General features: G+C 68.4%; 21 protein-coding genes. 12 read left to right on the plus strand and 9 right to left on the minus strand.

Annotation, left to right across the window (positions count from 1 at the left end; genetic code table 11):
* Positions 1–116 precede the first annotated feature (116 nt).
* Both RIA68_03275 and RIA68_03280 read left to right on the plus strand, forming a co-directional pair.
* Positions 117–1,544, plus strand: coding sequence for an MFS transporter (locus tag RIA68_03275; GenBank protein MEQ8316455.1), 1,428 nt, complete (start codon positions 117–119; stop codon positions 1,542–1,544).
* A gap of 20 nt (positions 1,545–1,564) precedes the next feature.
* Positions 1,565–2,668 carry a GntG family PLP-dependent aldolase gene (locus RIA68_03280; GenBank protein ID MEQ8316456.1) on the plus strand — a complete coding sequence of 368 codons (1,104 nt, stop codon included), beginning with the start codon at positions 1,565–1,567 and terminating at the stop codon, positions 2,666–2,668.
* Here the strand turns inward: RIA68_03280 and RIA68_03285 are convergent.
* The 5 genes from RIA68_03285 to RIA68_03305 all read right to left on the minus strand — a co-directional run bounded on the left by RIA68_03285 (position 2,643) and on the right by RIA68_03305 (position 6,457).
* On the minus strand, positions 2,643–3,002 hold the full coding sequence (locus RIA68_03285) for a PilZ domain-containing protein (protein ID MEQ8316457.1): 360 nt from the start codon (positions 3,000–3,002) through the stop codon (positions 2,643–2,645). The genes RIA68_03280 and RIA68_03285 overlap by 26 nt on opposite strands.
* A gap of 186 nt (positions 3,003–3,188) precedes the next feature.
* Positions 3,189–4,646, minus strand: a complete 1,458-nt coding sequence (locus tag RIA68_03290) for a FapA family protein (protein MEQ8316458.1) — start codon at positions 4,644–4,646, stop codon at positions 3,189–3,191.
* Between the two features lie 51 nt (positions 4,647–4,697).
* Positions 4,698–5,084 carry a response regulator gene (locus RIA68_03295; GenBank protein MEQ8316459.1) on the minus strand — a complete coding sequence of 129 codons (387 nt, stop codon included), beginning with the start codon at positions 5,082–5,084 and terminating at the stop codon, positions 4,698–4,700.
* A 43-nt stretch (positions 5,085–5,127) separates the two neighbouring features.
* Positions 5,128–5,538: a hypothetical protein gene (locus tag RIA68_03300; protein ID MEQ8316460.1), complete on the minus strand. Its 411-nt coding sequence runs from the start codon at positions 5,536–5,538 to the stop codon at positions 5,128–5,130.
* A gap of 214 nt (positions 5,539–5,752) precedes the next feature.
* Positions 5,753–6,457: a GC-type dockerin domain-anchored protein gene (locus RIA68_03305; GenBank protein ID MEQ8316461.1), complete on the minus strand. Its 705-nt coding sequence runs from the start codon at positions 6,455–6,457 to the stop codon at positions 5,753–5,755.
* Positions 6,458–6,802: 345 nt separating this feature from the next.
* Between RIA68_03305 and RIA68_03310 the strand changes: the two genes are divergently transcribed.
* The 8 genes from RIA68_03310 to RIA68_03345 are packed head-to-tail and all read left to right on the plus strand — an operon-like array spanning position 6,803 to position 19,303.
* The gene (locus RIA68_03310; GenBank protein ID MEQ8316462.1) at positions 6,803–9,853 is read left to right on the plus strand and encodes a VWA domain-containing protein; all 3,051 of its coding nucleotides are present in this window, start codon (positions 6,803–6,805) and stop codon (positions 9,851–9,853) included.
* Between the two features lie 37 nt (positions 9,854–9,890).
* Positions 9,891–10,940, plus strand: a complete 1,050-nt coding sequence (locus RIA68_03315; GenBank protein ID MEQ8316463.1) for a MoxR family ATPase — start codon at positions 9,891–9,893, stop codon at positions 10,938–10,940.
* Between the two features lie 53 nt (positions 10,941–10,993).
* Positions 10,994–11,455, plus strand: coding sequence for a GxxExxY protein (locus RIA68_03320; protein ID MEQ8316464.1), 462 nt, complete (start codon positions 10,994–10,996; stop codon positions 11,453–11,455).
* 1 nt (position 11,456) lies between these two features.
* Positions 11,457–12,386: a DUF58 domain-containing protein gene (locus tag RIA68_03325; GenBank protein MEQ8316465.1), complete on the plus strand. Its 930-nt coding sequence runs from the start codon at positions 11,457–11,459 to the stop codon at positions 12,384–12,386.
* Positions 12,383–14,485, plus strand: coding sequence for a VWA domain-containing protein (locus RIA68_03330; GenBank protein ID MEQ8316466.1), 2,103 nt, complete (start codon positions 12,383–12,385; stop codon positions 14,483–14,485). The genes RIA68_03325 and RIA68_03330 overlap by 4 nt, the downstream gene beginning before the upstream one ends.
* Positions 14,482–16,569: a hypothetical protein gene (locus RIA68_03335; protein ID MEQ8316467.1), complete on the plus strand. Its 2,088-nt coding sequence runs from the start codon at positions 14,482–14,484 to the stop codon at positions 16,567–16,569. Before RIA68_03330 ends, RIA68_03335 begins: the two co-directional genes overlap by 4 nt.
* Positions 16,566–17,498 (plus strand): ABC transporter ATP-binding protein, encoded by a 933-nt coding sequence (locus tag RIA68_03340; GenBank protein MEQ8316468.1) that lies wholly within the window; start codon positions 16,566–16,568, stop codon positions 17,496–17,498. Before RIA68_03335 ends, RIA68_03340 begins: the two co-directional genes overlap by 4 nt.
* Entirely contained in the window at positions 17,495–19,303 is a 1,809-nt protein-coding gene (locus tag RIA68_03345; protein ID MEQ8316469.1) for an ABC transporter permease subunit, read from the plus strand. Before RIA68_03340 ends, RIA68_03345 begins: the two co-directional genes overlap by 4 nt.
* A gap of 6 nt (positions 19,304–19,309) precedes the next feature.
* On the opposite strand, the gene RIA68_03350 is transcribed toward RIA68_03345, so the two are convergent.
* Positions 19,310–19,996, minus strand: coding sequence for a nitroreductase family protein (locus RIA68_03350; GenBank protein MEQ8316470.1), 687 nt, complete (start codon positions 19,994–19,996; stop codon positions 19,310–19,312).
* Between the two features lie 108 nt (positions 19,997–20,104).
* Here RIA68_03350 and RIA68_03355 point away from each other — a divergent pair, with 108 nt between their 5' ends.
* Positions 20,105–20,719, plus strand: coding sequence for a LemA family protein (locus tag RIA68_03355; protein ID MEQ8316471.1), 615 nt, complete (start codon positions 20,105–20,107; stop codon positions 20,717–20,719).
* Positions 20,720–20,743: 24 nt separating this feature from the next.
* A complete protein-coding gene (locus RIA68_03360; GenBank protein MEQ8316472.1) occupies positions 20,744–22,756 on the plus strand; it encodes a M48 family metallopeptidase in 2,013 nt (670 codons plus the stop codon).
* A gap of 102 nt (positions 22,757–22,858) precedes the next feature.
* On the opposite strand, the gene RIA68_03365 is transcribed toward RIA68_03360, so the two are convergent.
* The 3 genes from RIA68_03365 to RIA68_03375 all read right to left on the minus strand — a co-directional run bounded on the left by RIA68_03365 (position 22,859) and on the right by RIA68_03375 (position 25,267).
* The gene (locus RIA68_03365) at positions 22,859–23,569 is read right to left on the minus strand and encodes a hypothetical protein (protein ID MEQ8316473.1); all 711 of its coding nucleotides are present in this window, start codon (positions 23,567–23,569) and stop codon (positions 22,859–22,861) included.
* Positions 23,570–24,037: 468 nt separating this feature from the next.
* On the minus strand, positions 24,038–24,361 hold the full coding sequence (locus RIA68_03370; GenBank protein MEQ8316474.1) for a hypothetical protein: 324 nt from the start codon (positions 24,359–24,361) through the stop codon (positions 24,038–24,040).
* 474 nt (positions 24,362–24,835) lie between these two features.
* A complete protein-coding gene (locus tag RIA68_03375) occupies positions 24,836–25,267 on the minus strand; it encodes a hypothetical protein (GenBank protein ID MEQ8316475.1) in 432 nt (143 codons plus the stop codon).
* Positions 25,268–25,272 lie beyond the last annotated feature (5 nt).

Consider the following 25,272-nt stretch of genomic DNA (forward strand, 5'->3'; position numbering starts at 1 on the left):
CGCGAAGCCTTCATTGTAGATCGCACGCGGCCCGGAACCGGCCCGCCGAGGGCTCTCACGCCCCCCGGGCCACCCCGCAGCGCTTGCCTTGGGCAATCCGCGGTCAACGATGACCGGTGAGCCCCACCACGCCGACCACGCCCGACGCGAGGCCCGCTCGCAAGGCCTCGCGTTCTGTCGCGTTGCGGGTGCTGCTGAGCTTCCTGCCCCAGTCGCTGCCGCCGATGGCCCGGGCCAACTACCGGCGCGAGGCGCTCGCGGCGGTCTTCCTGCCCTTTGCCCTGGCCGCCACCGAGGGCGCGATCATCAGCGTGCTCGTCCGCGTGGCCTACGAGGACCGCGTCGATCGCATCCTGCTGAACTTCGCCGTCGGGCTGCTCGCGGCGGCCCCGGCCATGGCCAACATCACGAGCTTCGTGTGGGTAAAGCTCAGCCACGGCTCGCCCAAGATCCGCTTCATGAACATGCTCCAGCTCGGCCTGATGGCGCTGGTGCTGCTCATCGCCATCAGCCCTCGCAACGAGGTAGGCCTGGCCCTCACGACGCTGGCGGTCATCGGCGGACGCATGTTCTGGGCGGGGCTGGTCACCATCCGCTCGACCGTTTGGCGGTACAACTATCGCCGCGACGTGCGGGCCCAGATCACCGGCAAGTTCGCGACCATCCAGGTCCTCTCGCTCGCGCTGCTCGGACTCGGGCTGGGCCAGGCCATGGACTTCGACGATCGGGCCTTCCGCATCATGCTCCCCCTTGGCGTGCTCATCGCCGGTGTCGGCGTCTGGCACTACTCAAAGATCCGCGTGCGGCACGAGGCGTCGCTGTTGAGCGGCGAGCGCAAGGGAGATGCGCGACGGTCGGTGTCGCTCAACCCGTGGTCGGTGGTGCGCACGCTGCGGGATGATCGCCCGTTCGCACGCTTCATGGCGGCGCAGTTCCTGCTGGGCATGGGCAACATGATGGCGGGCGCTCCGCTGGTGCTGGTGCTGCGCGAGCAGTTCGGTTTGGGCTACCTCGCGGGCATACTCATCGCGAGTTCGATCCCCATGGGGCTCATGCCGATCTTCATCCCTATCTGGGCGAAGCTGCTCGACCACACGCACATCGTGCGATTCCGCACGATCCACAGCTGGGCGTTCCTCGCCAATCTTGGCCTGATGATCGCGGGCGTCTGGACGGGCCAGATCTGGCTCGTGGTCCTCGCCGTCGTGGCCAAGGGCATCGCCTTTGCCGGCGGCGTGTTGGCATGGAACCTGGGCCACCTGGACTTTGCGCCCCCGGGCCGAGAGTCGCAGTACATGGGCGTGCACGTCACGCTCACTGGCGTGCGTGGCGCGGTAGCCCCGATGCTGGGGGTCTCGATCTATACCATTGCGGCGAGTTCGGGCTTCGAGTTCAGCCCCGGGGCGTGGACGTACGGGTTGTGCCTCTTCGTCGCGAGTTGCGGCACCGCGGCGTTCTTCGCGCTGGCGAGGGACCCAGCCGTTCGCGATCGCATTCGTGAGGAGCCCTACGAGACGGCGCCCCCGAGCAGGACCAACGACTGACGAGTGTGCGAGGAGAACGCATGGGTCAGGAATCTCAACTCCCGACGGTCGACCTGCGGAGCGACACCGTCACGCGCCCCACCGACGCCATGCGCGAGGCCATGGCCCGGGCCCGCGTGGGTGACGACGTCCAGGAGGGCGACCCGACGGTCCGCGAGCTCGAGGCCCGGGTCGCCGAGTTGCTCGGCAAGGAGGCCGCGCTCTTCGTCCCCAGCGGCACGATGGCCAACCTGCTGGCCATCAAGACCCAGACGAGCCCGGGAGACGAGATCGTCGTCCACGAGCAAGCCCACATCTACCACTGGGAAACGGGTGGCTACGCGGCGGTGGCCGGCTGCTCCATCCGCCTCGTCCCGGGCGAGCGCGGGCAATTTGCGCCAGAGACGCTGCGCCGGAACATTCGATTCGAGGACCAGCACTGCCCGCCCACCCGGTTCGTCGCGATCGAGAACACCCACAACAAGGGCGGCGGCCACGTCTGGGAGCTCGATGCGGTCGATGCCATCGCTGAAGAAGCCAAGTCCCTTGGCTTGCGCCTGCACGTCGACGGCGCGCGCCTGTGGAACGCCAGCGTCGCGACGGGTACGCCGCTGACGCGTCTGGTCGAGGGCGCCGATAGCGTCAGCGTCTGCTTCTCCAAGGGGCTGGGCGCGCCCGTCGGCTCGGCCCTGGCCGCGGACGCCAAGACGATCGCGACCGCCCGTCGCTGGCGAAAGCTGCTGGGCGGCGCGATGCGCCAGTCCGGGGTCATCGCCGCCGGCGCACTGCACGCCCTCGAGCACCACGTCGATCGGCTCGCGGACGATCATGCGAATGCAAGGGTCCTCGCCGATGCGGTGGCCGAGAGCCCCGGCATGGCGCTCGATCCCGTCGACGTGCGCACGAACATCGTCTTTGCGCGACTCGCGCCGGAGGAACCGCTGGAGACCCAGCAGGGCCTCGCCGACGAGTTTTGTGGCATGCTCGGGCGCGCGGGCGTGGGCGTCTTGAGCGAGGGCGACGGCCGCGTTCGGGCCGTGTTCCATCTGGGCGTATCGACGGATCAGGCGCGGGCAGCAGCGCACGCCTGGAAGCAGTGCGCTGCCCAACTCGCCGGAGTTAGCTCGCCCGGCACCACTGGGTGATTTCACCGCTTGCCGCGAGCATGGCGGCCTTGGAAAGCGCCTGCTTGCGGGCGGGCGTCAGGTTCTCGAACTTCACGCCAACGACCCAGCCGAAGAACCAACGCCGTTCGACGCGGGTGATCACGCCCTCGAAGTCGAGCTTGCCCATGCCCCAGTCGAGCCGGAGCGACACCTTGTCGCCCACCCGTCCGGGCTGCGGCCCCTTGCCGGACAGCTTCAGGCCGCCGGCCGAGAGGTCGACGACCTTCCCCAGGTCGCACTGAACGCCCTCGGGCGAGATCCTGCCGGTGCGTCGTTGCTGGTCTTGCTTTGGTTGGCCTGGTTCAGGTCTCATGTAGGGCCACCGCATCATGCCTCGATCCTCCGTGTCCGAACATCAGACCACGGGAGAGTCGAGCAGACAACTTGATTCGTTCGGCATCTACATCGGCGCGAACGTGGCGGCCGCCCAAGCGAATATCTCGTACTGGATTACCAGTTATCCCGAACCTGGAGGTCCGCAACTGCGGTGGCCCTGGCCTTAGGCAGCCTTCTCGGACGGTCGCAAGAGGGCGCTGTCCAGCCATCGCCGGAGGTCATCCAGGTCGATGGCCTCGCGATCGACGTGCATGACCGCCTTGCTTGCCAACGGCGTGGTCGACTTCGAGCCGGGGCTGCGGAACACCATGGCGTCTTCCGCGTCAAGCAGGACCTCGACCGGCCCCGAGATGGCCTGGCGTACCGTGGCGGCCTGCGTCCCGATGGAGAGCGTGACGCCGGGCATGATGGACTTTTCTACGCGGAGTACGACGCCCGACATGCGCTCGTAGGCGAGTAGCACACGCTCCAGGGCCATTCGGATCGACGGCGCGCGCGACTGCAGCCGCGCGATTTCGGCTTCGACCTCGGGAGCCGCGCCGCTGCCAGCTTCGGCGACCTTCGCTCGCAGCTTCTCGAGCCGACCGCTGGTATCTCGCAGCGTCTCCTCGAGTAATCGGGTCTGGGCGTCCAACCCCGGATCGCACCCGATCCGCACGAGCGTCTCAGTCTCCGCCTCGCCCCCAAGCGTGCGGACATGGGCTCCGAAGCGGAAGGAGAGCTCTCCGCTCACCACGACGCACTCGGGCGAACGCACGTGCCGCCCAACCGTGGTGATGCAGTTGGACAGCTCCTTGCGGACGCAGAGGTCGTGGCCGACGTCTACGTTGGTCGCGTCGAGATAGCCGGCACTCACGTTGCCCCCCACCGTCAGCGTTCCCTTGCCCCGGCCGGCCATGCCTCGGTGCAAGGTGGTCGAGCCCGCGACATCGAGGTATGCCGCCTCGACGAGCTCATGGACCTCAAGGTCGCCTCCGACAGTTACCTGGAACTTGTCGCGAACGCCCTCGCGCACCTGGACGTCGCCCGGGAAGTCGACGTTCCCGGTACCAAAATCCACCGACTCGTCGATGTCGAGCATGGCCTCGACCGCGATGCGGCCCTCAGCCACGTGCAGGCAACCGCTCTGGAGCGCGAACAGCACGCCTCCGGCACGCATTTCCACGCTCTCATCGCACCTGAGCGGGGCCTCCTGGCCGGCCGTCGCCTTGATGGGCGATCCATACACGTCGATGCCGTCGGCTGGATCCGTTGGCGCGTGCAGCACGCCCAGCTTCTGGTCCTGGTGTACGACCACGATCGACGTATGCGCGTAGTGATCAACCGACGTGTCGTCCGAGCTCGCTGCAGGCGGCGGCTCGGGTGGCTCGAGCTCGGGTGCGAGCTCGAAGCGTCCGTTGGCGCCGTGCGTCGGCGCCGTGCCCTCGGCCACGACCGCCTCGGCCATGGCGTCGGGCTCCCGCCGCAACTGCTCGACGAGCGCCTCGATCGCCGGCTTGAGGCGGCGATCCTCGTGGATGCCCTGGCTGGTAAGAATTGCCTCGATGGCCTCGACCGTGGCGTCGGCATTGTCCTCATTCGGTTCGACGCGCAGCGAGGCGCGTACGTTGTCTGAGGACACCGTCAGACTCGTTGCTTGCTCGAACGCTTCAGGAGCCAATGATGGTCACCCTCACCGAGACGAGGCGGCGAGCACGGGGCCGGCGGCCATCGTCTCCTGCACGCGTTGGCTGAGAAGATCGGGCGTGTACGGCTTGGCGAGGAAGTTGCTGGCACCGGCCTTGATCGCCTCGACCACGCGTTCCTGTCGATTGTCGGATCCGATCAATATCACGGGCGTCGATCCGTCGCAACGTCGGAATGATCGCAAGAAGCTCATCCCGTCCATGCCCGGCATCAGTTCGTCCACCAAGATGAGATCGGGACCGATCGACTCGGCCAGTGCAAGGCCTTCCTCTCCGCCGCACGCTTCGAAGACCTCTGCGTACTCGAGCTGTACCAAGATTGACCGGGCGATCTCTCGCATCGTGGTCGAATCGTCGATCAAAAGAATCTTCATCGCGTTCATGCTCCGGCGTTTCATCGCGCGCTGCGGACTCGATTCACGTCAGGACGACCGCGACGCGGGCGTCGCCGTACTCGGTGCAGACCTCTACGCAGGCCCTTCTCTGCTCGGTAGCCTCCAGGACACCATGATCGAATTGGCAGGTCGGCCCGGCAAGCGTGTGGGCCAAGATCATGGAAGCGAGCTCGCCCATCGCGTCGGTGCAGGCGGCATGGTCTTCCGACGCATCACGACCCGAGAAGAGCGAAGCAAATCGTTCGACCGTCTCGGCCCGAGCAGCCAGGGTCAGCCGCCAGCCGTTGCACTGGTTCGATTCGATGATCAATTCGCCGTGCCCAGCGTCGGCGGCAACGCCGCAGCCGCCCTCGATCTCGGCGTGCAACTGCATCGTCGTCCACAGCACGTGTCGCGCGCTCTCGCACAGCGCAGCCACGAGATCAGAGTCCATCGGACGCCCCTTCTCTAGTAATCACGAATCCAGGATGAGTTTCGACCCGACGGTGCCCGCACTTGAGAACGACCGGAAACCGAGGGGCTCGTCCAGCATTCTCGGACGTTTCCGGGGTGCAGGCGCGGAAAGAAACCACCCCCGCGTGAACGGGGGTGGCCGGGTCAGCATGGAATGTGGGACGGAGCCGGGCGCGAGTCCCGGCTGGCCTGGCTTAGTCGCAGCCCGCGTCGAAGGCGTTCTGGAAGCACAGGAAGTCGAAGAGGGTCAGGTCGCCGTCGCCGTCGCAGTCGGCGGCCAGGTCGCCCGAGTCGAAGGCGTTCTGGAACGCCAGGAAGTCGAAGATGGTCAGGCTGCCATCGCCATCAAAGTCGGCGTAGCAGGGACCCGAGCCGTACGTGAGTTCCATGGCGTCCATCTGAATGAACGCGCCGCCGAACAAAGCGCCCTCGATCTCGATGGTCGTCACGCCGCCGGCGACTTCCCAGCCGTTCCAGCGCCACGCGCAATCGGGATCGATCTCGATGACCGCGGTGTCGACCACGGCACCCGAGGCATCCAGGAAGCGGGCGGTGGCGTCCGGGCCGCTCGTGTCGGCGTTGGTGCCGAAGTAGCCGCCGAACATGCCGACCTCGTCGGTGAACTCGTACACCACGAAACCACCGGCCGAAGCGGCCAGGCGGGTGCCCTCGAACGGGCGGATGACGCAGCGGAAGCTCCAGCCGGTCGTGGTGTGCATAGAGCCGCCGGTGCTGATCATCTCGGCGGTGCCGTCGAACACCGGGTGGGACGGCGGGAACCCGCCGGGCAGGCCGTCGAAGCCTTCCTGGAGGTCACCGGTGAACGGACCCACGGGCGTGACCTGAGCCAGCGCCACGGCGGGAACGGCGAGCAGCGATGCAAGAGCGATCGTCTTCATGGTTGATACCCCTCTATCCTCTGAACGGGGAGAAACCCCTAGTCACGATGGGGACGCAGCACAACACAGCAGTCCTCACGGCTGGGTATGCCCCACTTCACCTCGTCGTTTCGGAACTTGGTACACATGAGGGCCGATTAATATTTGGTGTGTGTTTGCATGTGACGCGATGTTGCCGAATTGCCAGGGCTGAGCAGAACCGCCGATGGACGATCTCGGTAGGATCGAGTAGCCGGCGAATTCTCGCCATAGCCAGCGCCGTCCCAAGATGAACGGAATCATGCCGCCGCCCCGACCTTGCACCAGCCCCGCGGAAGTCGCGGCCCCGAGTCGGTGGGGTGGCCCTTGCTAGCGGTTCTCGCCGTGCTCCGAGTCGGGCCGATCGAGTTTGCCCAGCCCCAGTGGTTCTGGCTGCTGGCGATCCTCGTGCCGCTGGCCGTGCTCATCGGGCGGAAGAGCCTGTCGGGCATGGCGACGAACGGCCGGCGCGTCGCGCTCGTCGTGCGGCTGTTCGTCCTGGCGATGCTGGTGGCTGCACTCGCCCGGCCCTCTTCACGCGACGCGGCCGAAGACGTCGCAGCCACCATCGTGGTCGACATGAGCCGGTCTGTGCCAACCAGCGTGCAGGAGCGGGCGCGAGCGTTCGTGCGTGATGCGGCCGAGCAGGGCAAGGAACCGACCGACCGCATCGGCACGGTCGCCGTCGCGGGCGAGGCGATCATCGAGCACCTGCCGCGCACGATGGCCCCCGAGATCGACCGGGCGTTCGCGGGCCGGACCGACCAGACCAACATCGCCGAGGCCATCCGCCTCGCGCTCGCGGTTCGTCCCACCGATGCGGCGTACCGGGTCGTCCTGATGACCGACGGCAACGAGACGACGGGCGACTTGCTGGCCGAGGCGCGGTCGGCCCGAGCCCAGGGCGTACCGGTCGACGTGCTGCCGTTGCGGTACAACTACCAGGACGAGGTCATCGTCGAGCAAGTACTGGCGCCTGCAACGGCCCGCATGGGCGAAAACGCAAACCTTCGCGTCGCCCTGCGCTCGAACAGCGCGAGCAGTGGAACGCTCACCATCACCGCCAACGGCTCGCCCATCAACATCGCGGCCGACGGCCCCGGTCCGGGCGTGCGTATCGACCTCGATCCGGGTCTGAACACGTTCGTCGTTCCCATCCGCATCCCCGGCACCGAGGTGCTGCGATTCGAAGCGATCTTTGAGCCGGACGCTTCCGTCGCGGGCGACACCATCCTCGAGAACAACCGTGCGCTGGCGACCACCTTCGTGGCGGGCGAGGGGAAGGTGCTCGTTCTCGTCGAGGATCCGCCGACGGCCCAGCCCTTCCTCCAGGCGCTCACCGAGGCGGGCGTCATCGCGGATGCCCGGCCGTCGGCGGCGATGCCCGACAGCCTCGTGGGCCTCGGTGCGTACGACGCAATCGTGCTCATGAACCAGCCCGCGGCCAACTTCAGCCGCATGGCGATGGACCAGCTTCGTCAATACGTGCATGATGCGGGCGGCGGGCTCGTGATGATGGGCGGGCCAAACTCCTTTGGCGCCGGCGGGTGGATCAACAGCCCGCTCGAGGACGCGCTGCCGATCCGCCTCGACCCGCCGCAAAAGCGGCAGCTCCCCAAGGGCGCCATCGCGATCGTGATCGATACGTCGGGGTCGATGGGTGGAGGCGTGGGCGGGCTCGGCCAGAGCCAACTCGACATCGCCAAGGAGGGCGCGCTCGCGGGCATCAACACGCTCTCGGCCCGCGACATGGCGTCCGTCATCCGTTTCGACAGCAGCGCGGGTCTGGTGATGCCGATGGCCGAGCTCTCCGACCGCGGCGCGTTCGCGGCGGCAATCCGGCGAATGCAGGTCGGCGGCGGGACGAACATGGCTCCGGGCCTGATCATGGCGCTCGAGCAGCTCGAAGCCGCGCCGGCGGCCGTCAAGCACATCATCGTGCTCAGCGATGGCCAGACCATGGGCGGCGAGCGTGAGTTCCGCTCGATCATTCGCCGCGCGCTGCAGTCAAACGTGTCGATCTCAACCGTCACGATCGGCGACTTCAGCAACGACGCGCTCATGCAGGAGATCGCCGCTGCGACCCGCGGCAGGTACTACCCAGTGACGATCGCCAACAGCAAGGCCCAGCTCCCCGAAATCTTCATCCGCGAGGCGCAGACCATCAGCCGCCCGCTGGTATGGGAGGGCACGCCGTTCGTGCCGGCGTTCACACCCGGACTGACCGAGGCCTCGCGCGGCATCCGAGGCGTGCCACCGATCAGCGGCTACGTCGTCGCCGGCGAGCGCGAGGGCATGTCTGTCGTCACGATGCGCGGCCAGGAGAACGACCCCGTGATGGCTCAATGGCAGCACGGGCTTGGGCGCGTGATCACCTACACCAGCGACGCGCTCAGCCGCTGGAACCCCATGTGGCTGGCCTGGGGCGACTACAAGCAGTTCTGGGAGCAGCACGTCCGCTGGACCATGCGCGCCAGTGGCGACGCCAACGTCCGCGTCGTGACGACGCGTGAGGGCGACCGCACGCGCGTCGTGGTCGAGGCAACCGACGCGGGCGGCCAGCGCATGAACTTCGCGACCATTAACGGCCGCCTGGCCGCGCCCGACGGAACGGGCATCGACGTCTCGCTGCAGCAGACCGGGCCGGGCATCTACGAGGGCGTGTACCAGACCGAGCAGTCGGGCTCGTACCTCTTGAGCCTCAACTACGACGCGCCCGGGAGCGACGGGCAGCGCCTGCGCGGCAGCGCCCGCGCCGCGATCGACCGGCCGTTCGCCGACGAATTCCGCGCGACGCGCACGAACGAGGCGTTGCTCCGCCAAGTTGCCGAGATTACGGGCGGGCAGGTACTCTCGGCAGACACCATCGACGAGACGACCAACCCGTGGCGCCGGCAGGGCCTCGAGATGCCCGTCGCGCTGCAGAGCATCTGGCTGCTGGTCGCGATGATCGGAATCGGGCTGTTCCTGCTGGACGTCGGCATCCGCCGCGTCCGCGTCGACGTGCGCGGCATCGGCCGGTTCGTGCAGAAAGCACTGAACTCGAAGCAGCAGACGCAATCGCAGCAGATCGATGCATTGAGGGCTGCGCGAGCTAAGGCCCAGGACCGACTGAAGCGGCCCGACGAGGGCCCAAGCCAGAAGGTCCGGGCCGCGATGCGGGCCAGCGAGCAACAGGCGACCGCCAAGGCCCGCTTCGAGGTGTCCGACGAGGACCTGAAGCGGCAGAAGGGCAGCGTGGTCGAGGGAACGGGCAACGGCGCGCCCCAGCAGGCCGCCAAGCCCAAGAAGGACGCCACGCCCGACGAGGAAGAGCAGGGCATGTCGCGCCTGCTCAAGGCCAAGCAGCGCACGCGCGACGAATTTGAGGATAGATAGGGCTTATTCGGCACCCATCAGGCAGGAGTGAATCACCATGGCAGCAGAGCAGGACATGCAGACACCAGAGGCCGTGAAGGAAGCCTGCCAGAAGTTCGGCGAGCAGTTCAGGCAACTGCGTACCGAGGTCGGCAAGGCCGTCGTCGGCCATACCGACGTCGTCGACGCGGTGCTCATCTCGCTGTTTGCCGGCGGAAACGTCTTGCTCGAGGGCGTGCCCGGGCTCGGCAAGACGCTGCTTGTGCGATCGCTCAGCGAGGCGTTGCACCTGCACTTCAGCCGCATCCAGTTCACGCCCGACCTGATGCCCGCCGACGTCATCGGCACGACCCTGGTGAGCGAGGACCAGGAGACGGGCCGGCGGAACTTCGTGTTCCAGAGGGGCCCGATCTTCGCACAGATCGTGCTGGCCGACGAGATCAATCGCGCGACGCCTAAGACGCAGAGCGCGCTGCTGGAGGCCATGCAGGAACGCAGCGTCACCGTCGGCGGCGTGACGCACGCGCTCGAGAAGCCCTTCATCGTGCTCGCAACGCAGAACCCCATCGAGCAAGAGGGCACGTACCCGCTGCCCGAGGCCCAGCTCGACCGATTCATGTTCAAGGTCAACGTGGGCTACAGCCAGCTTCAGGACCTCATGACGATCCTCGACCGCACGACCGGCCAGGAAGCGCCGAAGGTCGAGCCCGTGATGGACGGGCCGAGCATCATCGAGGTGCAGAAGCTGGTGCGTGGGGCCATCATCGCCCCGCACGTCAAGGAGTACGCCGCGCGCCTGGTGCTCGCGACGCACCCGGGCGGCCAGTTCGCGGCGGGCGGTGACAACGGCCCGGTGGCCAAGTACATCCGCTGCGGCGCCAGCCCCCGCGCGGCCCAGGCGTTGCTACTGGGCGGCAAGGTTCGTGCACTGATCGACGGCCGCTACCACGTCAGCTATGCCGACATCCGCGAGACGGCCATTCTCGCCCTACGGCACCGTGTGCTGCTGAACTTCGAAGCCGAGGCGGATCGGGTGGACCCGGACGACGTCGTGAAGAAGATCATCGAGCTGACGCCGACCGAGCCGGTGGCGACGCGGGTGGCGTGAGTCGGAGGCTTGAACGCGAAGGTCGCGAAGGGCTCGAAGGTGGAGGGGATCCGATGGCTGGCTCCATGCGATACCGGGATTGTTCGCCAGAAGTCGAAGCTCTCGCAAGCAGAGTAATCGGCGCAGCAATGGAGGTGCACACCTGCCTGGGGCCGGGATTGCTGGAAGGGTTGTATGAGGATGCTCTCTGCGTCGAACTCGCCGCGATGGGCTTGCCCTTCCAGAGACAGGTCGAAGCCGTTGCGGAGTACAAGGGCGTCCCATTGCGAAGCCAGCGGCTGGATGTGGTTGTGAACAGTAACATCGTCGTCGAACTGAAAGCCGTGGAGCGAGTCCAGGACGTCCACAAGGCCCAACTACTCTCCTACCTCCGCATGACCAACCTCCCCCTCGGCCTCCTCATCAACTTCAACACAACCCACCTCCGCGATGGCTTGTCCCGAATCCTCAACGAACGAGCACTTTCCTCTTCTTCGAGCCCTTCGCGACCTTCGCGTTCAACAAATCCGAGTTGAGATGCTCAAAGATGCCTCCCCAAAACGCCCGCAGACCGTCGACGACCTGCTCGACGCCAACCTCGTTGCGCAATTGTCGCGTGTCGACTTGCAGAGCCGCAAGATCTTTCGTGGCAAGGTGCAGGGCGAGCGACGCAGCAAGAAGCGGGGCGAATCGGTCGAGTTCGCCGACCACCGGCCCTACGTCAGCGGCGACGATCTGCGGCACGTCGACTGGAACATCTACGGCCGGCTCGATCGCCTGTTCCTTAAGTTGTTCCAGGAAGAGGAAGACCTCTCGCTGCATGTTGTTCTGGATTGCAGCGGATCCGCCGACTGCGGCTCGCCGAACAAGTTCACGTTCATGCAGCGTGCCGCGATGGCGCTGGGGTACATCGGTCTGGTGAACCTCAACCGCGTGTCTGCGACGGCCATCGCACGAGCAGAGGACGGGACGGGCGTGCTGACCAGCGTGCGCAATCTCAGAGGCCGCAGGCGTGTCCACGAGATACGCCGATGGATGTGCAGCCTCGAGCCCGGCGGCGACCTGCCCTTCACCGATGCCTGCAAGCGCATCGCGCTCTCGCGCACGGGCAAGGGCGTGATGGTTGTGCTCAGCGATCTGCTGATCAAGGAGGGCTACGAGGACGGCCTGCGCCTGCTCGCCGGCCGGGGCTACGACCTCGTCGTGCTGCAGGTGATGAGCCCGCAGGAACTCGAGCCAACCGTCGGCGGCGACCTGCGCCTGCGGGACGTCGAGGATCGCGACCACGCCGAGGTCACCATCTCCGCCCCGCTGCTGAAGCGATACAAGAAGGTCGTCGAGGCGTACCTCCGTCAGGTCCAGGGCTTCTGCGCCGCCCGCGAGATTACGCACCTGACCGTCCGCAGCGACACGCCCATCGACACGCTGCTGATGGACTACCTGCGCAAGCGGGGAGTGCTTCGTTGACCTGGCTCACCCCCGCCATCGCCGGCATTGCTGCGGCCATCGCCGTGCCGAGCCTGCTGTTGCTGTACTTCCTCAAGCTCCGCCGGCAGGACGTCGAGATCAGCTCCACGCTCTTATGGAAAAAGGCCGTGCAGGACCTGCAGGCCAACGCGCCGTTCCAGCGGCTGCGCAAGAACATCCTCCTACTCCTGCAGTTGCTCGCGTTGGCGGCCGTGCTCATCGCGCTCGGGCAGCCGCAGGTCGAGGGCGAGCGTGCGGCCACGGGCCGGCACGCGATCGTGATCGACCGGGGCGTATCCATGCGCGCCGTCGACGGCGTCGATGAGAACGGCAACGCAGTGAGCCGCCTCGATGAGGCAAAGCGGCGGGCGCTCGAGCTCGTTGAGACGCTGCGGGAGCCGGGCGTCTTCGGCATGACCGAGGCCGATCAGGCCATGGTCGTTGCCTTTGACGGCACCGCCGAGATGCTTCAGCCGTTCACGACCGACAAGCGCCTCCTGCGCGAAGCGATCGAATCGATCGAGCCCAGCGATGCGCCGAGCAGGCTCGACGAGCCGCTCCGGCTCGTACGTGCCCAGGCGCCGCTACAGGCTCCGCCGGCCGAGGCCGAGGGCGAGGCGGCCGAGCCGCTGCCCGGCAGCGTCGGCACCATTCACGTCTTCAGCGACGGCCGGTCTGAGGGCGGCGAGGCCGTCGACCTGCATGCGGGCGATGAGGTGTCGTTCATCTCGCTCGGCCAGACCGAGACCGGCAACGTCGGCATTACGGCTCTCGATGCGCGCCGCCAGCTCCGCCAGCCCGAGGACGTGTCGGTGATCGTCGGCCTGCAGTCCACCATGCGCGAGCAGGCGAGCGTTGCGGTCGAGCTGCTGATCGACGGTAACTCAGTCGCCGCGAGGCGTCTGGCGCTCCCTCCGGCGACCATCGAGCAGCGAACCAGCGACGCTGGCGAAGCCATCGAACTGGTCACACCCACCACCAGCGGCGTCGAGTTCCAGGTCCGCCGGCCCGGCTCGGCGGTCATCGAGGCGCGAATCCTCGACGCTTCCACCGGAGAGGCCCCCGACGCGTTCGACCGCGACGACCGTGCCTGGGTCGTGCTGCCGGGAGCCAAGCGGTTGCGTCTGGCGCTGGCCACCTACGGCAGCCTCGTCTTGAGCGAGGCGCTCTCGTCCCTGCCCGTCGAGCGGGTCGAGGTCTTTACGCCTGAGGCATTCGAGTCAATCGACGATCCCTTCAGCCGGTTCGACGTCGTCGTGCTCGACGGCTGGTTGCCCGATGCGCCCGAGGGCAGTGAGCTCGGGTTACCGCCGGGGAGTTGGCTCGTGTTCGACGCCGTTCCATCTGGCCCGTCATCGCTGATCGATCGCGGCGAGGGCCCGCCTTCGGAGATCGTCGACTGGCGTCGCGACCACCCAACGCTCCGCGGGTTGGCCCTCTCGGCCGTCCGCCTTTCCACCAGCCGCGTGGTAGAAACGAGCGAAGACGGTTCGGCCACGGTCATCGCTTCGGCCGGTGTCGGTCCGGCGATCGTCGGGCTTTCGTCTGCCCGCACGCGTGCGGTCGTCGTGCCGTGGGACATCGACGAGAGCAACTGGTGGCTCGAGCCCAGCTTCATCGTGTTCCTGGGCCAGTCGGTCCGCCACGTGACCGACGGCGGCCCGGGTGACGCGCAGCGCGCGAGCAGGCCGGGCGTCGCACGAGGCGAAACCCTCCCCGAGGGCGTCGATACGGCACAACTCGTTCCACCCACCGGCGACCGGCTGACCATCGCTGTCGACGACTCGGGCCAGGCCATCGCCGGCCCGCTCAGCGAGATCGGGCTGTACGCACTGTCGTGGGAAGGCCCGCCCGGCCCCAGCGACACGCGCGACGGCAGCCGCAGCGAGCGCCGCTTTGCGGTGAACCTTGCCAGCAGCCAGGCATCGGACATCACGCCGAAGCGCGAGCTCGTCATACGAGCAGAGCGCGTCGGGGCCGCAGTAGACCAGGACGGGCGCGATCGAGCGCCGAAGCCGCTCTGGCCCTGGTTCATCGCCGCAGCGCTCGCGATCATGATGCTCGAGTGGTTCGTCTACAACCGGAAGGTGCAGATATGAGGGCGGCGATCGTCCTGGCTGCTGTCCTGTGCGCGTGGTTCGTGGCCACCTGCCAGGCCCAGAGCGAACAGCGCCTGTCCGGCCCAACCGTGTTGCTCGACCTGGGCTTCAACGGCACGCTGCCGGCCGATCGGTGGGCGCCGGTTCGGGTCGTCGTCAGCCCGCTCGAGGAAGCGGTGCAGGGCGTGGCGCGCATCCGGGTGACCATGCCGAACGGCTCCATTATCACCACGCTCGTACCCGTTGCCACCACGCCCGGCCGCGAGACGATCGTGCCCGCGACCGTGTGGATCCCTCCGTCGATCGGTAGCTTGCACGTCGCGTTCCTCAGCGAGTCGGGCTCGATCATCGCCCAGACGTCCTACGGAGCCGTCGCGGGCGCGCAAGCCGTTAGACTGCAGCCGCCGACGCACATGCCCATCATCCTGGGCGTTGGCACGCCGTCGCTCCGGCTGGCGTTCGGCCTCGAGACCTACGAACGCGATTTCAGCGGCCCCGGCGGCGAGATCGTCCGCGCGCGGGCGGCCGTGGCGCGGGTCGTGTCCGCCGTTCCGCCAGCAATCGGATTGCCACCCTGGATGCCGACGGACGCCATGGCCTACGACGGGCTCTCGGCCGTGGTCATCGATGGAGCCGTTGCTGATCGCTTGGAGCCCGACGCCCTCGACGCGCTCCGCGAATGGATCGTCTCGGGCGGTCGGCTCCAGGTCGTCAACGCCAACAACAACGGGCTGCGGCTCATCCTCGGCCAGTACCTGCCCGAAGGCCTCTCGATCGGCCCGACTCGACAGGTCGAGATGCCCGACGCGCTGGGCGGGCCCGGTCCGATGGCCGCACGCACCTTCGATGCATCGAGCATGCCGACGGCTTGGAAGGCCGAGTGGCAGGGCCTGACGGCCACCGGCCCGGTCGGACTGGGCATGGTGTCGATCACGGGCTTCGATCCCGACGTCCTGGCGGACCAGGATCGCATCTCGGCCACGGAGATGGCCTGGCACACGATGATGGGCCCGCTCATCACCGACCGGCTCGAACGCGGTCGCCGCCTGCTCAACGGCACGCAATGGGACGATACCTCCCTCGAAACGGTCTCGACGATCGCGGTTCTCGACTGGGTGTCTCGTGCTCCGGTCGTCGGCAGGGGCGCGTTCCTGGCAATCTTTGCGATGATGTTCGTGCTCGCGTTCGCGCTTGGCCCGATCGACCGCTTCATCCTGAAGCGGCTGCGCTCGCTGCACCGCTGGTGGCTTACCGCCGCGGCGTGGATCGCCTTGGCCACCGTCGGCGCCTGGATGGCGCCTTCGCACGTCCGCTCGGGCCCCACGAGCGTCGGCAGCATGCGCGTCGTCGATTCATGGCAGGACCCGACCGGCGAGACGCTCGCCTGGCAACACACCGTGAGCGGCATCTTCCTCAACCGCTCGGCTTCGATCTACTTCGACGACCTCGAACGCACCTCGTGGCTCTCGGCGGCGACCCATCCGTGGCAGCCTACCACGATGGGTTCGCTCTCGCTTGTGTCGACGGGCTCGGCCCCGGTCGTCCGACCGACCACGGGCCGTCTCTGGACCACCCGCAACTTCGAGCAGCAGGGCCTCACAACGTTGCCGATCTCCGTTCGATTCTCAGAAGATCGGAGAAGGTTCGAGCTGCGGCTAAGCGGACCGGGGGTCGACCGCATCGAACACGTCGCCGTGCGGACGGATCGCCGCTGGCTGCACCTGCTGCCCGGTGGATCGCCCCGCTACGAAGGCTCCGATCTGGTCCTGCGTGCGATCGAGCGAGACCTCTCGACGCAACCCCCGCGGTCGATGGATGTCGGCGTGCTGACGGACTCCTACGACGGCCTACGTCCATACATGTATGGCTACAGCGATCGCCAGCCGCCGCCGTCGCTCGTCATGCAGCAAGCCGGTCCCGCCCAGCGCGGCGCGGCATTCAACGCACTGAGCAACACCGACGAGTGGGCCGTGGTCTATCTCGCGTGGGAGAGCGACGATCCGCTCATCGCGTCCGGCGTGGGCGAGTCGTTCGATACCTCGTGGATCGCCCGGATTGCCGTCCCCGTGGAGCGCACGCCATGATCGAGGCACGCAAGCTGACCAAGCGCTACGGAAAGCTCCTGGCGCTCGACGACCTTTCGCTGGACATCGCGCCGGGTGAGGTCTTTGGATTCATCGGCCCCAACGGTGCGGGCAAGAGCACGACGATGAAGATCCTGGCGTGCCTGATGAAGGCCGACTCGGGCTCGGCAACCGTCGACGGCCATGACGTCCGCACGGACGGCCCCACCATCCGTCGGCTCATCGGCTACATGCCAGACTTCCTGGGCGTCTACGAGGACCTCACCGTCGACGAATACCTCCAGTTCTTCGCGTCGGCCTTCGACATCCCCCGCAAGCAGCGCAGGAGCGTGGTAAGCGGTGTGCTCGAGCTGACCGACCTGGCCGACAAGCGGCGAAGCCCGGTCGACGGGCTCAGCCGAGGCATGACCCAGCGCCTGGGCGTCGCCCGCGTGCTCATCCACGATCCCAAGGTGCTCCTTCTCGACGAGCCGGCCAGCGGCCTCGATCCGCGCGCTCGGATCGAGATGCGCACGCTGCTGGCCGAGCTGGGCCGCATGGGCAAGTCGATCATGATCTCGAGCCACATCCTCACGGAGCTGGCCGAGCTCTGCAACACCATCGGCATCATCGAGAAGGGCAAGCTCTTGTTCTCGGGCAGCCTGGAAGACGCGTACCGCAAGGCGTCGCTGGGCGATCGCGTCCGCATCACGATCGAGGGCGGCTTATCGACGGAGGTTGCCGCCGCGGCCCTCGAGGGCGACGGACGCGTCACGCGCGTCTCGACCAACGGCTCGGCGATCACGGTCGATCTCGGTCCCGAGGTCGAGTCCCGGCACTTTTTGGTCGAGAAGCTCGTGGCCGCCGGGGCCCGCATCGGCGCGATCCGTCCCGAGGAAGCCCGCCTCGAAGACGCGTTCCTCCGCCTGACCAAGGGCAGCGTGCAATGAAGCGGCTGCTGTCCCGTGCCCTACGGCTGCCGAGGTCGATCGCACGCACGTTCGTGGGGCCGATCTTCCAGCGCGAGGTCCGCGCCTTGGGCCGCCGCCGTGCGCCACACTGGGTCCGCGCGGGCTATACGCTCGTGCTGCTCGGCATCGTCTCGCTCGTGTTCTTCGCGGTGTGGGACACCGACCAGGGCGGCATGTACGCCCAGCAATCGGTGCTGGAATACGTCGCGCCGGCGATGCTCAGCACGGTCGCCGTCGTGCAGATGTTCGTGCTCGCGCTCATTGCGCCGGTGCTGACCGCCGGCGCCATCGCCGACGAGAAGCGACAGCGCACGCTCTCGACCCTCCTGACCACGCCATTGACCAGCCGCGACATCATCATGGGCAAGCTCGGCTCGCGGACCGTGCAGCTCGTGATCCTCGCGCTCGTGCCCATGCCGCTCCTGCTGGCGCTTCGCGTCTTCGGCGGCGTCGAGGCCGAGGCCATCTTCGCAAGCGTCGCGCTCGCGCTTGGCGTCGGCATGCTGGGCGCCTCGCTCGCCCTGATGTTCAGCATCTGGCATCGACGCACGCCCTCGGTCGTCTTCTTTGCCCTGTGCTCCACGGCCGTGCTCGTGTTCATTCCCTGGCTGGGCATGATGGCCACCGAATGGAGCGTCGTGCCCAACCAGGACAACGCCTTCTTCAAGTGCATCGCGCCCATCGCCCTCGTCGCCGTCTTGTTTCCCGAGGACATCGCCGGCCCCACGGTCGCCAGCGTGCGGGAATTCTGGGTGTCCACGCTCGCCTATCTCACGGTTGTCACGACGGCGGTCGTACTCTTCTCGATCTACGTGCTCCGCGGCGTGCTCAAGCGCGAAGCCAGCGGCACCGAAGACCGCCGCGCCGTGGCCCGGCTGCTCGCGCCCGGCGGCGACGACACGGTGAAGACCAACCAGGCAGTCGATCGCGACAGCCGCACGGTCGGAGATCGCCCGGTCCTGTGGCGCGAGCTCCGCCTGACGGCGATCGGCAACGGCAAGCGCACCCTCATCGCCTTTGGCATCGGCATCGGCATCCTGCTCTTCCTGTACGCTATTGCCGGGCTCGACCATTCGGGCCTGACGACGACGCTGCTCGTCATCGCCGCGCTGGCCATGACCGTGCAGGCCGCCCTCTCGACGCCGACGTCCATCAGCAGCGAGCGCGACGCGGGGAGCTGGAGCGTGCTGCTCGCCACGCCCGTCAGGCCCGCCCAGGTCGTCGTCGGCAAGGCGCTCGGCTCGGTCCGACGCCTGTGGCTCGTGCCCGCCGTCATGGGCTTCCACCTCGTGCTCGTCATGGCCACGGGCTGGTTCCACCCCATCGCCGTGCTGCACGCTGCGCTGCTCCTGGGCGGGCTCATGCTCCTGCTGGCGGGTACCGGCGTGCTGCTTGGCCTGATGTGCAAGCGCGGCGTGACCGCCTCGGTCCTGAACATGGCCGTCCCGCTCGTGCTCTTCCTTGGCGTGCCCATCGCGATCAACGCCTACGTCGAGCTGGGCTTCTACCGAAACTTCGACGAGCGCAGCGAGCTGCTGGGCAACGTCATGATGTTCTCCAACCCGTTCGTCCTGCTGACCGAGGCGAGCACCACCGCCACGGCCGAGTGGGACCGCTTCAGCTACTTCCTCCGCTACGAGAAGATCCGCGGCGGGGGCACCATGCGGCCCTTGGTGTTCACCGGCATGGTGCTGGTGAACGCCGCGGCGCTCGCGGCCATCGGCGCCGCGGCCCTGGGCCTCGCGGCGTGGCGGTTCAACCGCTTCGCGGGCCGGCCCAGCTAGCGCCGGCTACTCGTGCCACACGCTGATCTCGCCGAGCGGCTTGCGCTGCAGCTCGGGCACGACCGCGTCGTCGACCGGGTAGCCCACGGGGATGAGCAGGAACGGCCGCTCGTTCTCCGGCCGCTCGAGCACCTCGCGGAGGAAGCCCATCGGGCTGGGCGTGTGCGTCAGCGTCGCCAGCCCGGCATGGTGCAGCGCCGCCAGGAGCATGCCGGTCGCGATGCCCACCGACTCGTTGGTGTAGTACGTCTGGCCGCCGTCGTCGGTCTTGGCCAGCTTGAAGACCACGATCAGCCACGGCGCGATCTCGAGGAAGGGCTTGCTGTCGTCGGTGCCGAAGGGGCGCAGGTCCTCGAGCCACTCTTCGCTCGCGCGGCGGCCGTAGAACTCGCGCTCCTCTTCCTCGGCGGCGGCGCGGATCTTGCTCTTGAGCCCCGCCTCGCCCACCACGACGAATCGCCACGGCTGCTTGTGCGCCCCGCTCGGGGCCGTCCCGGCCGCCAGGATGCACTGCTCGATGACCTCTCGTGGCACCGGCTTGTCGCTGAACATCCGCACCGTCCGCCGGCGGTCCATGATCTCGTAGAACCGCCGCGCCGCGTCGAGGGGCGAGCCCTCGGGGCGGTAGGGATCGAGGGGCACGAAGCCGGCGGGCGGGTGGGTCGCGTCGGTCGAGTCGGTCGAGTCGGTCATGGCCGATTGTTCGCCCCGCACGCCCGAAAGCCCGTACGATCTTTCCCGAATACTCTCCCGGGGGGCGATGGGCCCCTCAGGACTCGTACGGGAAGGGGAGCATCGCTCATGGCCTTGTGGATCATTCTGGTCATCGTCGGCATCGCTGCGTTCATCGGGCTGGGCGGCATCGGCTGGCTCATCGCCGTCTACAACAAGCTGGTCCAGCTCAAGGAGCAGTTCAAGAACGCGTTCGCCCAGATCGAGGTGCAGCTCAAGCGGCGCCACGACCTCATCCCCAACCTCGTCGAGACCGCCAAGGGCTACATGGCCCACGAGCGCGAGACGCTCGAGGCGGTCATCGCCGCGAGAAACCAGGCCGTCAGCGGGCTCAACGACGCCGCCGCCAACCCCGGCGACCCCGCCGCCATGCAGGGCCTTGGCAGCGCCGAGGGTGCGCTGACCGGCGCGCTCGGCCGGCTCATGGCCGTCATGGAGGCCTACCCCGACCTCAAGGCCGACGGCCAGATGATGAAGCTGCAAGAGGAGATCACCTCGACCGAGAACAAGGTCGCCTTCGCCCGCCAGGCGTTCAACGACGGCGCCACCCGCTACAACATCTACAAGAAGAGCTTCCCCAACAACGTCGTCGCCGCCTTCTTCGGCCATGGCAAGGACGCCGGCCTGCTCGAGTTCCAGGACTCGGCGCAGATCCAGGAGGCCCCGAAGGTCGCCTTCAGCTAGGCCGCCCGGTAGCCTGACGCGACCATGGCCGACCTGCAGACCACCGACTTCTTCGGACGCCAGGAGACCGCGCGCAAGCGTACGGCGCTCCTGGTCTTCTTGTACGTCTGCGCGGTCGTGCTCACGTGCGCGGCGGTGGCCGCGCTCGCCGTCCTCATCGCGCTCTTCACGATCGACGAGAAGGGCGGCCGCGGCCCCGACGTCGCCATGCTCGCCCTGTTCGCCGGCGGCGGCGCGGTGGGCGCGGCGCTGCTCATCGCGGGCGGCACCGCCTACCGCATCAGCGAGCTGCGCGGCGGCGGCACGACGGTCGCCCTCAGCCTGGGCGGGCGGCCAATCGATCCCTCGACCAGCGACCCCGACGAGCGGATGGTCTTGAACGTCGTCGAGGAGATGTCCATCGCCAGCGGCGTGCCCGTGCCGCCGGTCTTCATGATGGAGCAGGAGACCGGCATCAACGCGTTCGCCGCGGGCTACTCCCCCGGCGACGCGGTCATCGGCGTCACGCGCGGCTGCGTGCACGGGCTGACGCGCGACGAGCTCCAGGGCGTCATGGCCCACGAGTACAGCCACATCCTCAACGGCGACATGCGGCTGAACATCCGCCTGGTCGGCATCCTCGGCGGCATCGTGCTCTTGAGCCTCGCCGGGTACACGCTCATGCGCGCCACCTACTACGGCTCGGTGGTCCGCAGCCGTGATAACAAGGCCGCCGCGATCATCCCGATCCTCGGGATCGGCCTCATCGTCATCGGCGGCATCGGTTCCTTGTTCGCCCGCCTGATCCAGGCCGCCGTCAGCCGCCAGCGCGAGTTCCTTGCCGACGCGAGCGCGGTGCAGTTCACGCGCAACCCCGACGGCATCGGCGATGCGCTCCGCCGGATCGGCGGGGCGCCCAAGCGGTCGGCCATCATGAACGCCCACGCGCGTGAGATGAGCCACATGTTCTTCGGCAACGCGGTGAGCGCGAGCAGCTTCCTCGGCGGTTCGCTCGCGAGCCACCCGCCGCTCAAGAAGCGCATCCGCGTCATCCAGCCGAAGTGGGACGGGACGTTCTTGAAACCCCGCCCGCCCAAGCCGCTGCCCCAGGACAAGACAACCCAGAAGAAGCCCGGCCCGCGGCAGCAGCTCGAGGACATCATGCGCGAGCGGATGGGCGCGGCGCAGGGCATCGCGCCCGCCGGGGCCGCGGCCGCCCTCCCCCTGCTCGCGCTCATCGGGACGGCGAGCGAGGCCCACGCCGGCCACGCGCGCACGCTGCTCGACCGCATCCCCGAGAAGCTGAAGGCCGCCGCGCGCGACCCGTACGGGTGTCGCGCCGTCGCGTACGCGCTGTTCGTCCACTGGACCGGCGACGACGCGGCCATGCGCACGCAGCTCGACGTGCTCGACAGCCAGGGCGACACGGGCGTCGCCGCGCTCGTGCGCGAGCTGGCCAAGGACGCCGCCGGGCTCGACGCCGACCTGCGGCTGCCCCTGGTCGACCTCTGCCTGGGCGCGCTCGCGCGGCTGAGCGAGAGCCAGCACCAGAACTTCCGCCGCGTCGTCCACCAGCTCGCCATGGCCGACGGCAAGCTCACGACCAACGAGTGGGCCACGCTCCGCATCCTCGAGACCCATCTCGACGAGCGCTTCGAGGATGCGCGCCCCCCCGGCGTCAAGTACTACGCCATGGGCCAGCTCGGCCCGCAGCTCAGCGCCGTGCTCGGCGCGGTCTGCCGCGCGGGCCAGCAGCAGCCCGGCGCGGGCGACGACGCCTTCGAGGCCGCCGCCGAGGTGATCCGCCGCGGCCCGGGCATGGCCCCCACGCTCGAGTTCCCCAGCGCCGCCGACCGCGCGCCGGCCAGGCTCGACGCCGCCATCGCCGACCTGCGCACGATGGCCCCCCGGCTCAAGCAGGTCGTCCTCCAGGCCGCCGCCGTCGCCATCGCCCACGACCACGAGGTGACGCCCGCCGAGGCCGACCTGCTCCGCGCCATCGCCGACCTGCTGGGCGTGCCCGTGCCGCCGCTCTTGCCGGGGCAGAAGCTGGTATGACGCCGACATGAGACAACGGGCCGGGGGCGAACACACCCCGGCCCGTCGTGCACCTCGTGGAGCTGCGATTGGCGGGGGACCGGAGCCCCCCACGGCGTGGGCCTAGCCCGCCTGCTTGCCGCTGGCCTCCTCGGGCGCGATCGCGCCCGCGGTGGCCTGCTGGTTCCCGCCCGCGCCGAAGGGCAGGGCAACCGGCGTCGAGTAGGCGCTCGTACCGCTGGGGCGCTCGGCCCGCACGCGGTAGTGCACGCCGGCGACGCCGCTGGGCGTGCCGGGGTCGATGAACTCGCGCTCGATGACCGTCGCGGCCGTCGTCCAGGGCGTAATCGTCCCCTGCGTCGTGACGGTGCGGCGCTGCACGGTCCAGACGGTGCCGCCGTAGCGGGTCGACTCGAAGCGGAGCACGGCGCGGCCCTCGGTGTCGAGCGACACGCGCAGGTCCGTTGGCACCTCGGGCGCCGGCAGCTCGCCGGGCGTCTTGGGCGCGGGGATCTGCGCGGCCGCGTACACCTCGTCGGGGTTGGCCTGCTGGCTCGCGAAGAAGCGGATCTTGCGGACCAGCTCCCGCGCGAGCGTGCGGTTGGTCGCCGCCGCGTCGTGCCACGTGATCGTGCGGGCCTTGGCGGTGTTGACCGCCGCGGTGCGCAGATCCAGGGCCGATTGTGCGGCGTCCGAGCTATTCGTGAGCGCCGTGGTGTCCTCGGCGCTGAGGCCGATGGTCGCGGCGTTGTCGGTCCAGAGCTGCTTGCGTTCTTCCGTGAACTGGAGCGACGCCCGGTCTCCGCTGGGCACGGTTCCGCTGCTTTCTGCCATGATGATTTCGTTCTTGAAAGGAGTTTCAATGCCGCCGGCGCCCGTGCCCCGGCGCGGCGGCCCCGGACGCGCGTCCGAGAGACCGCCGAACCTAAGTTCGACGCGATCGGGGCGCGACTTCACTCGGCCCGAGAAAAAACTTCCACGGCCCGCACGCCACCCCGCGCGCTCGGGCAACCCCGACGGCCCGAGAACACCGAAAAACGCGGCTCAGAGGCCCTGAGCCGCCCCGCGCGTCCAGATAATCGCGCGGCAGGGTTCCCCGTCCGTACGGACGGAGAGCCCGATCGTGCGATCGGACGACCCAATCGCACGATCGGAGGGCCCGAGCGTGCCGCCATGTGGCCCGAGCATGCGACCGGAGAGCCTCACCGCCCGCTCGGAGAGCCCGAGCGTGGCGTTGGGGAGCCCGGCGGGGCGGGCGCGGCCAACGATCGGGCGAAGGATGCGCGCGATGGTTGGCCGCGCCTACTCCCGATACCGCGTGTGGTAGGCATGCGCATCGATCCAGCACGACTGCACGCCTCGCGGCGTGAACGGGCGGCCACACTCGGGGCACTCGCCCCCTCCCTCGTCGTGACTGCGAAGGTCGTAGAGGCAGTTGGGGCACAGCGTCCAGTCGGCATCGCGGGCCTCGTCGAACACACGGGACATCCGGCGGACCGACAGGCCGATGATTGCCGCGCCCAGGGCGACCAGCGTCCAAAGCACGTAGTCCATCCACGGGCCGCCCGAGGTTCCAAGGCGCTGCAGGGCCAGCAGCGTCCCCCCGCCAGCGAACAGGATCGCCAAACCCCCAACCATCGCGTTCGAGGCGCGCAGGTACGCGGGGGGCAGGTCGCGACGGGCAGGGTCGCGACGACCGCGATGAGCCCCGTCACGCGCTGTTCGCCTGCGCCACTGGTGATTCTATGTGTGCCGCGGCGCGCGGGGAATGACCTCGCTCGATCGACGAATGTTGCAAGCCGTGCCCGCGCGCTTCCGCCGCGGCTCAGCCGCCGCTCAGCCGCCGAACCCGCCCGCGCCGTGCCGATCGCCCCGGGCACGTTCCTGCTTCTCGAACTCCATCCACCCGATCTGCATCGACGCGTGCTCGTACGCCCGGCCGCACTCGGGGCAGGCGCCGAACCCACCTCCGCGCCCTCCGCGACCTCCGCGTTCACACCCCTCCCCACCTTCGAGCCCTTCGCGACCTTCGCGTTGGATCCCATTCGTTGGCCGCGTGCTCACGCCCGCGGCTCGGACGGAGGCAGGCGTTCGCTCGATCTACTTGCGCTTCAGCCGCCGCGCCGCATCAACCCACTGCGCGCGGACGGCGTCGTGCTCGTAGGCCCGGCCGCACTCGGGGCAGGTGCCGGTTGCGTCGAGCGTGCGCAGGTCGTAGGTGCAGTCGGGGCAGAGCAGGTGGTCGTGCGCCGCGGCGCGGCGGATGGCGCGCTTGCTCGCGACGTGGCACAGCAGGAGGCCCGGTCCGGCCACCGCCGCGCACGACCACACGAGCCAGGCGTTGGGGCCCGCGAGCACGTCCCATGTGTCGAGCATCATCGTGACCGCGAGGGTCAGGAACACCGCCAGCGAGAGCACCATGCCCCAGCGCTTCGGCCGCCGGATCGCCTCGGGCACGCTCGCGTCGAGCATCATCTTTCGCGCATCGGGGGCGAGGGCGGATCGGAGGCGTTGGCGGAGCGTGGGGGGCACGCGAG

This window comes from Phycisphaerales bacterium, assembly GCA_040217175.1.
Classification (GTDB): domain Bacteria; phylum Planctomycetota; class Phycisphaerae; order Phycisphaerales; family UBA1924; genus JAHCJI01.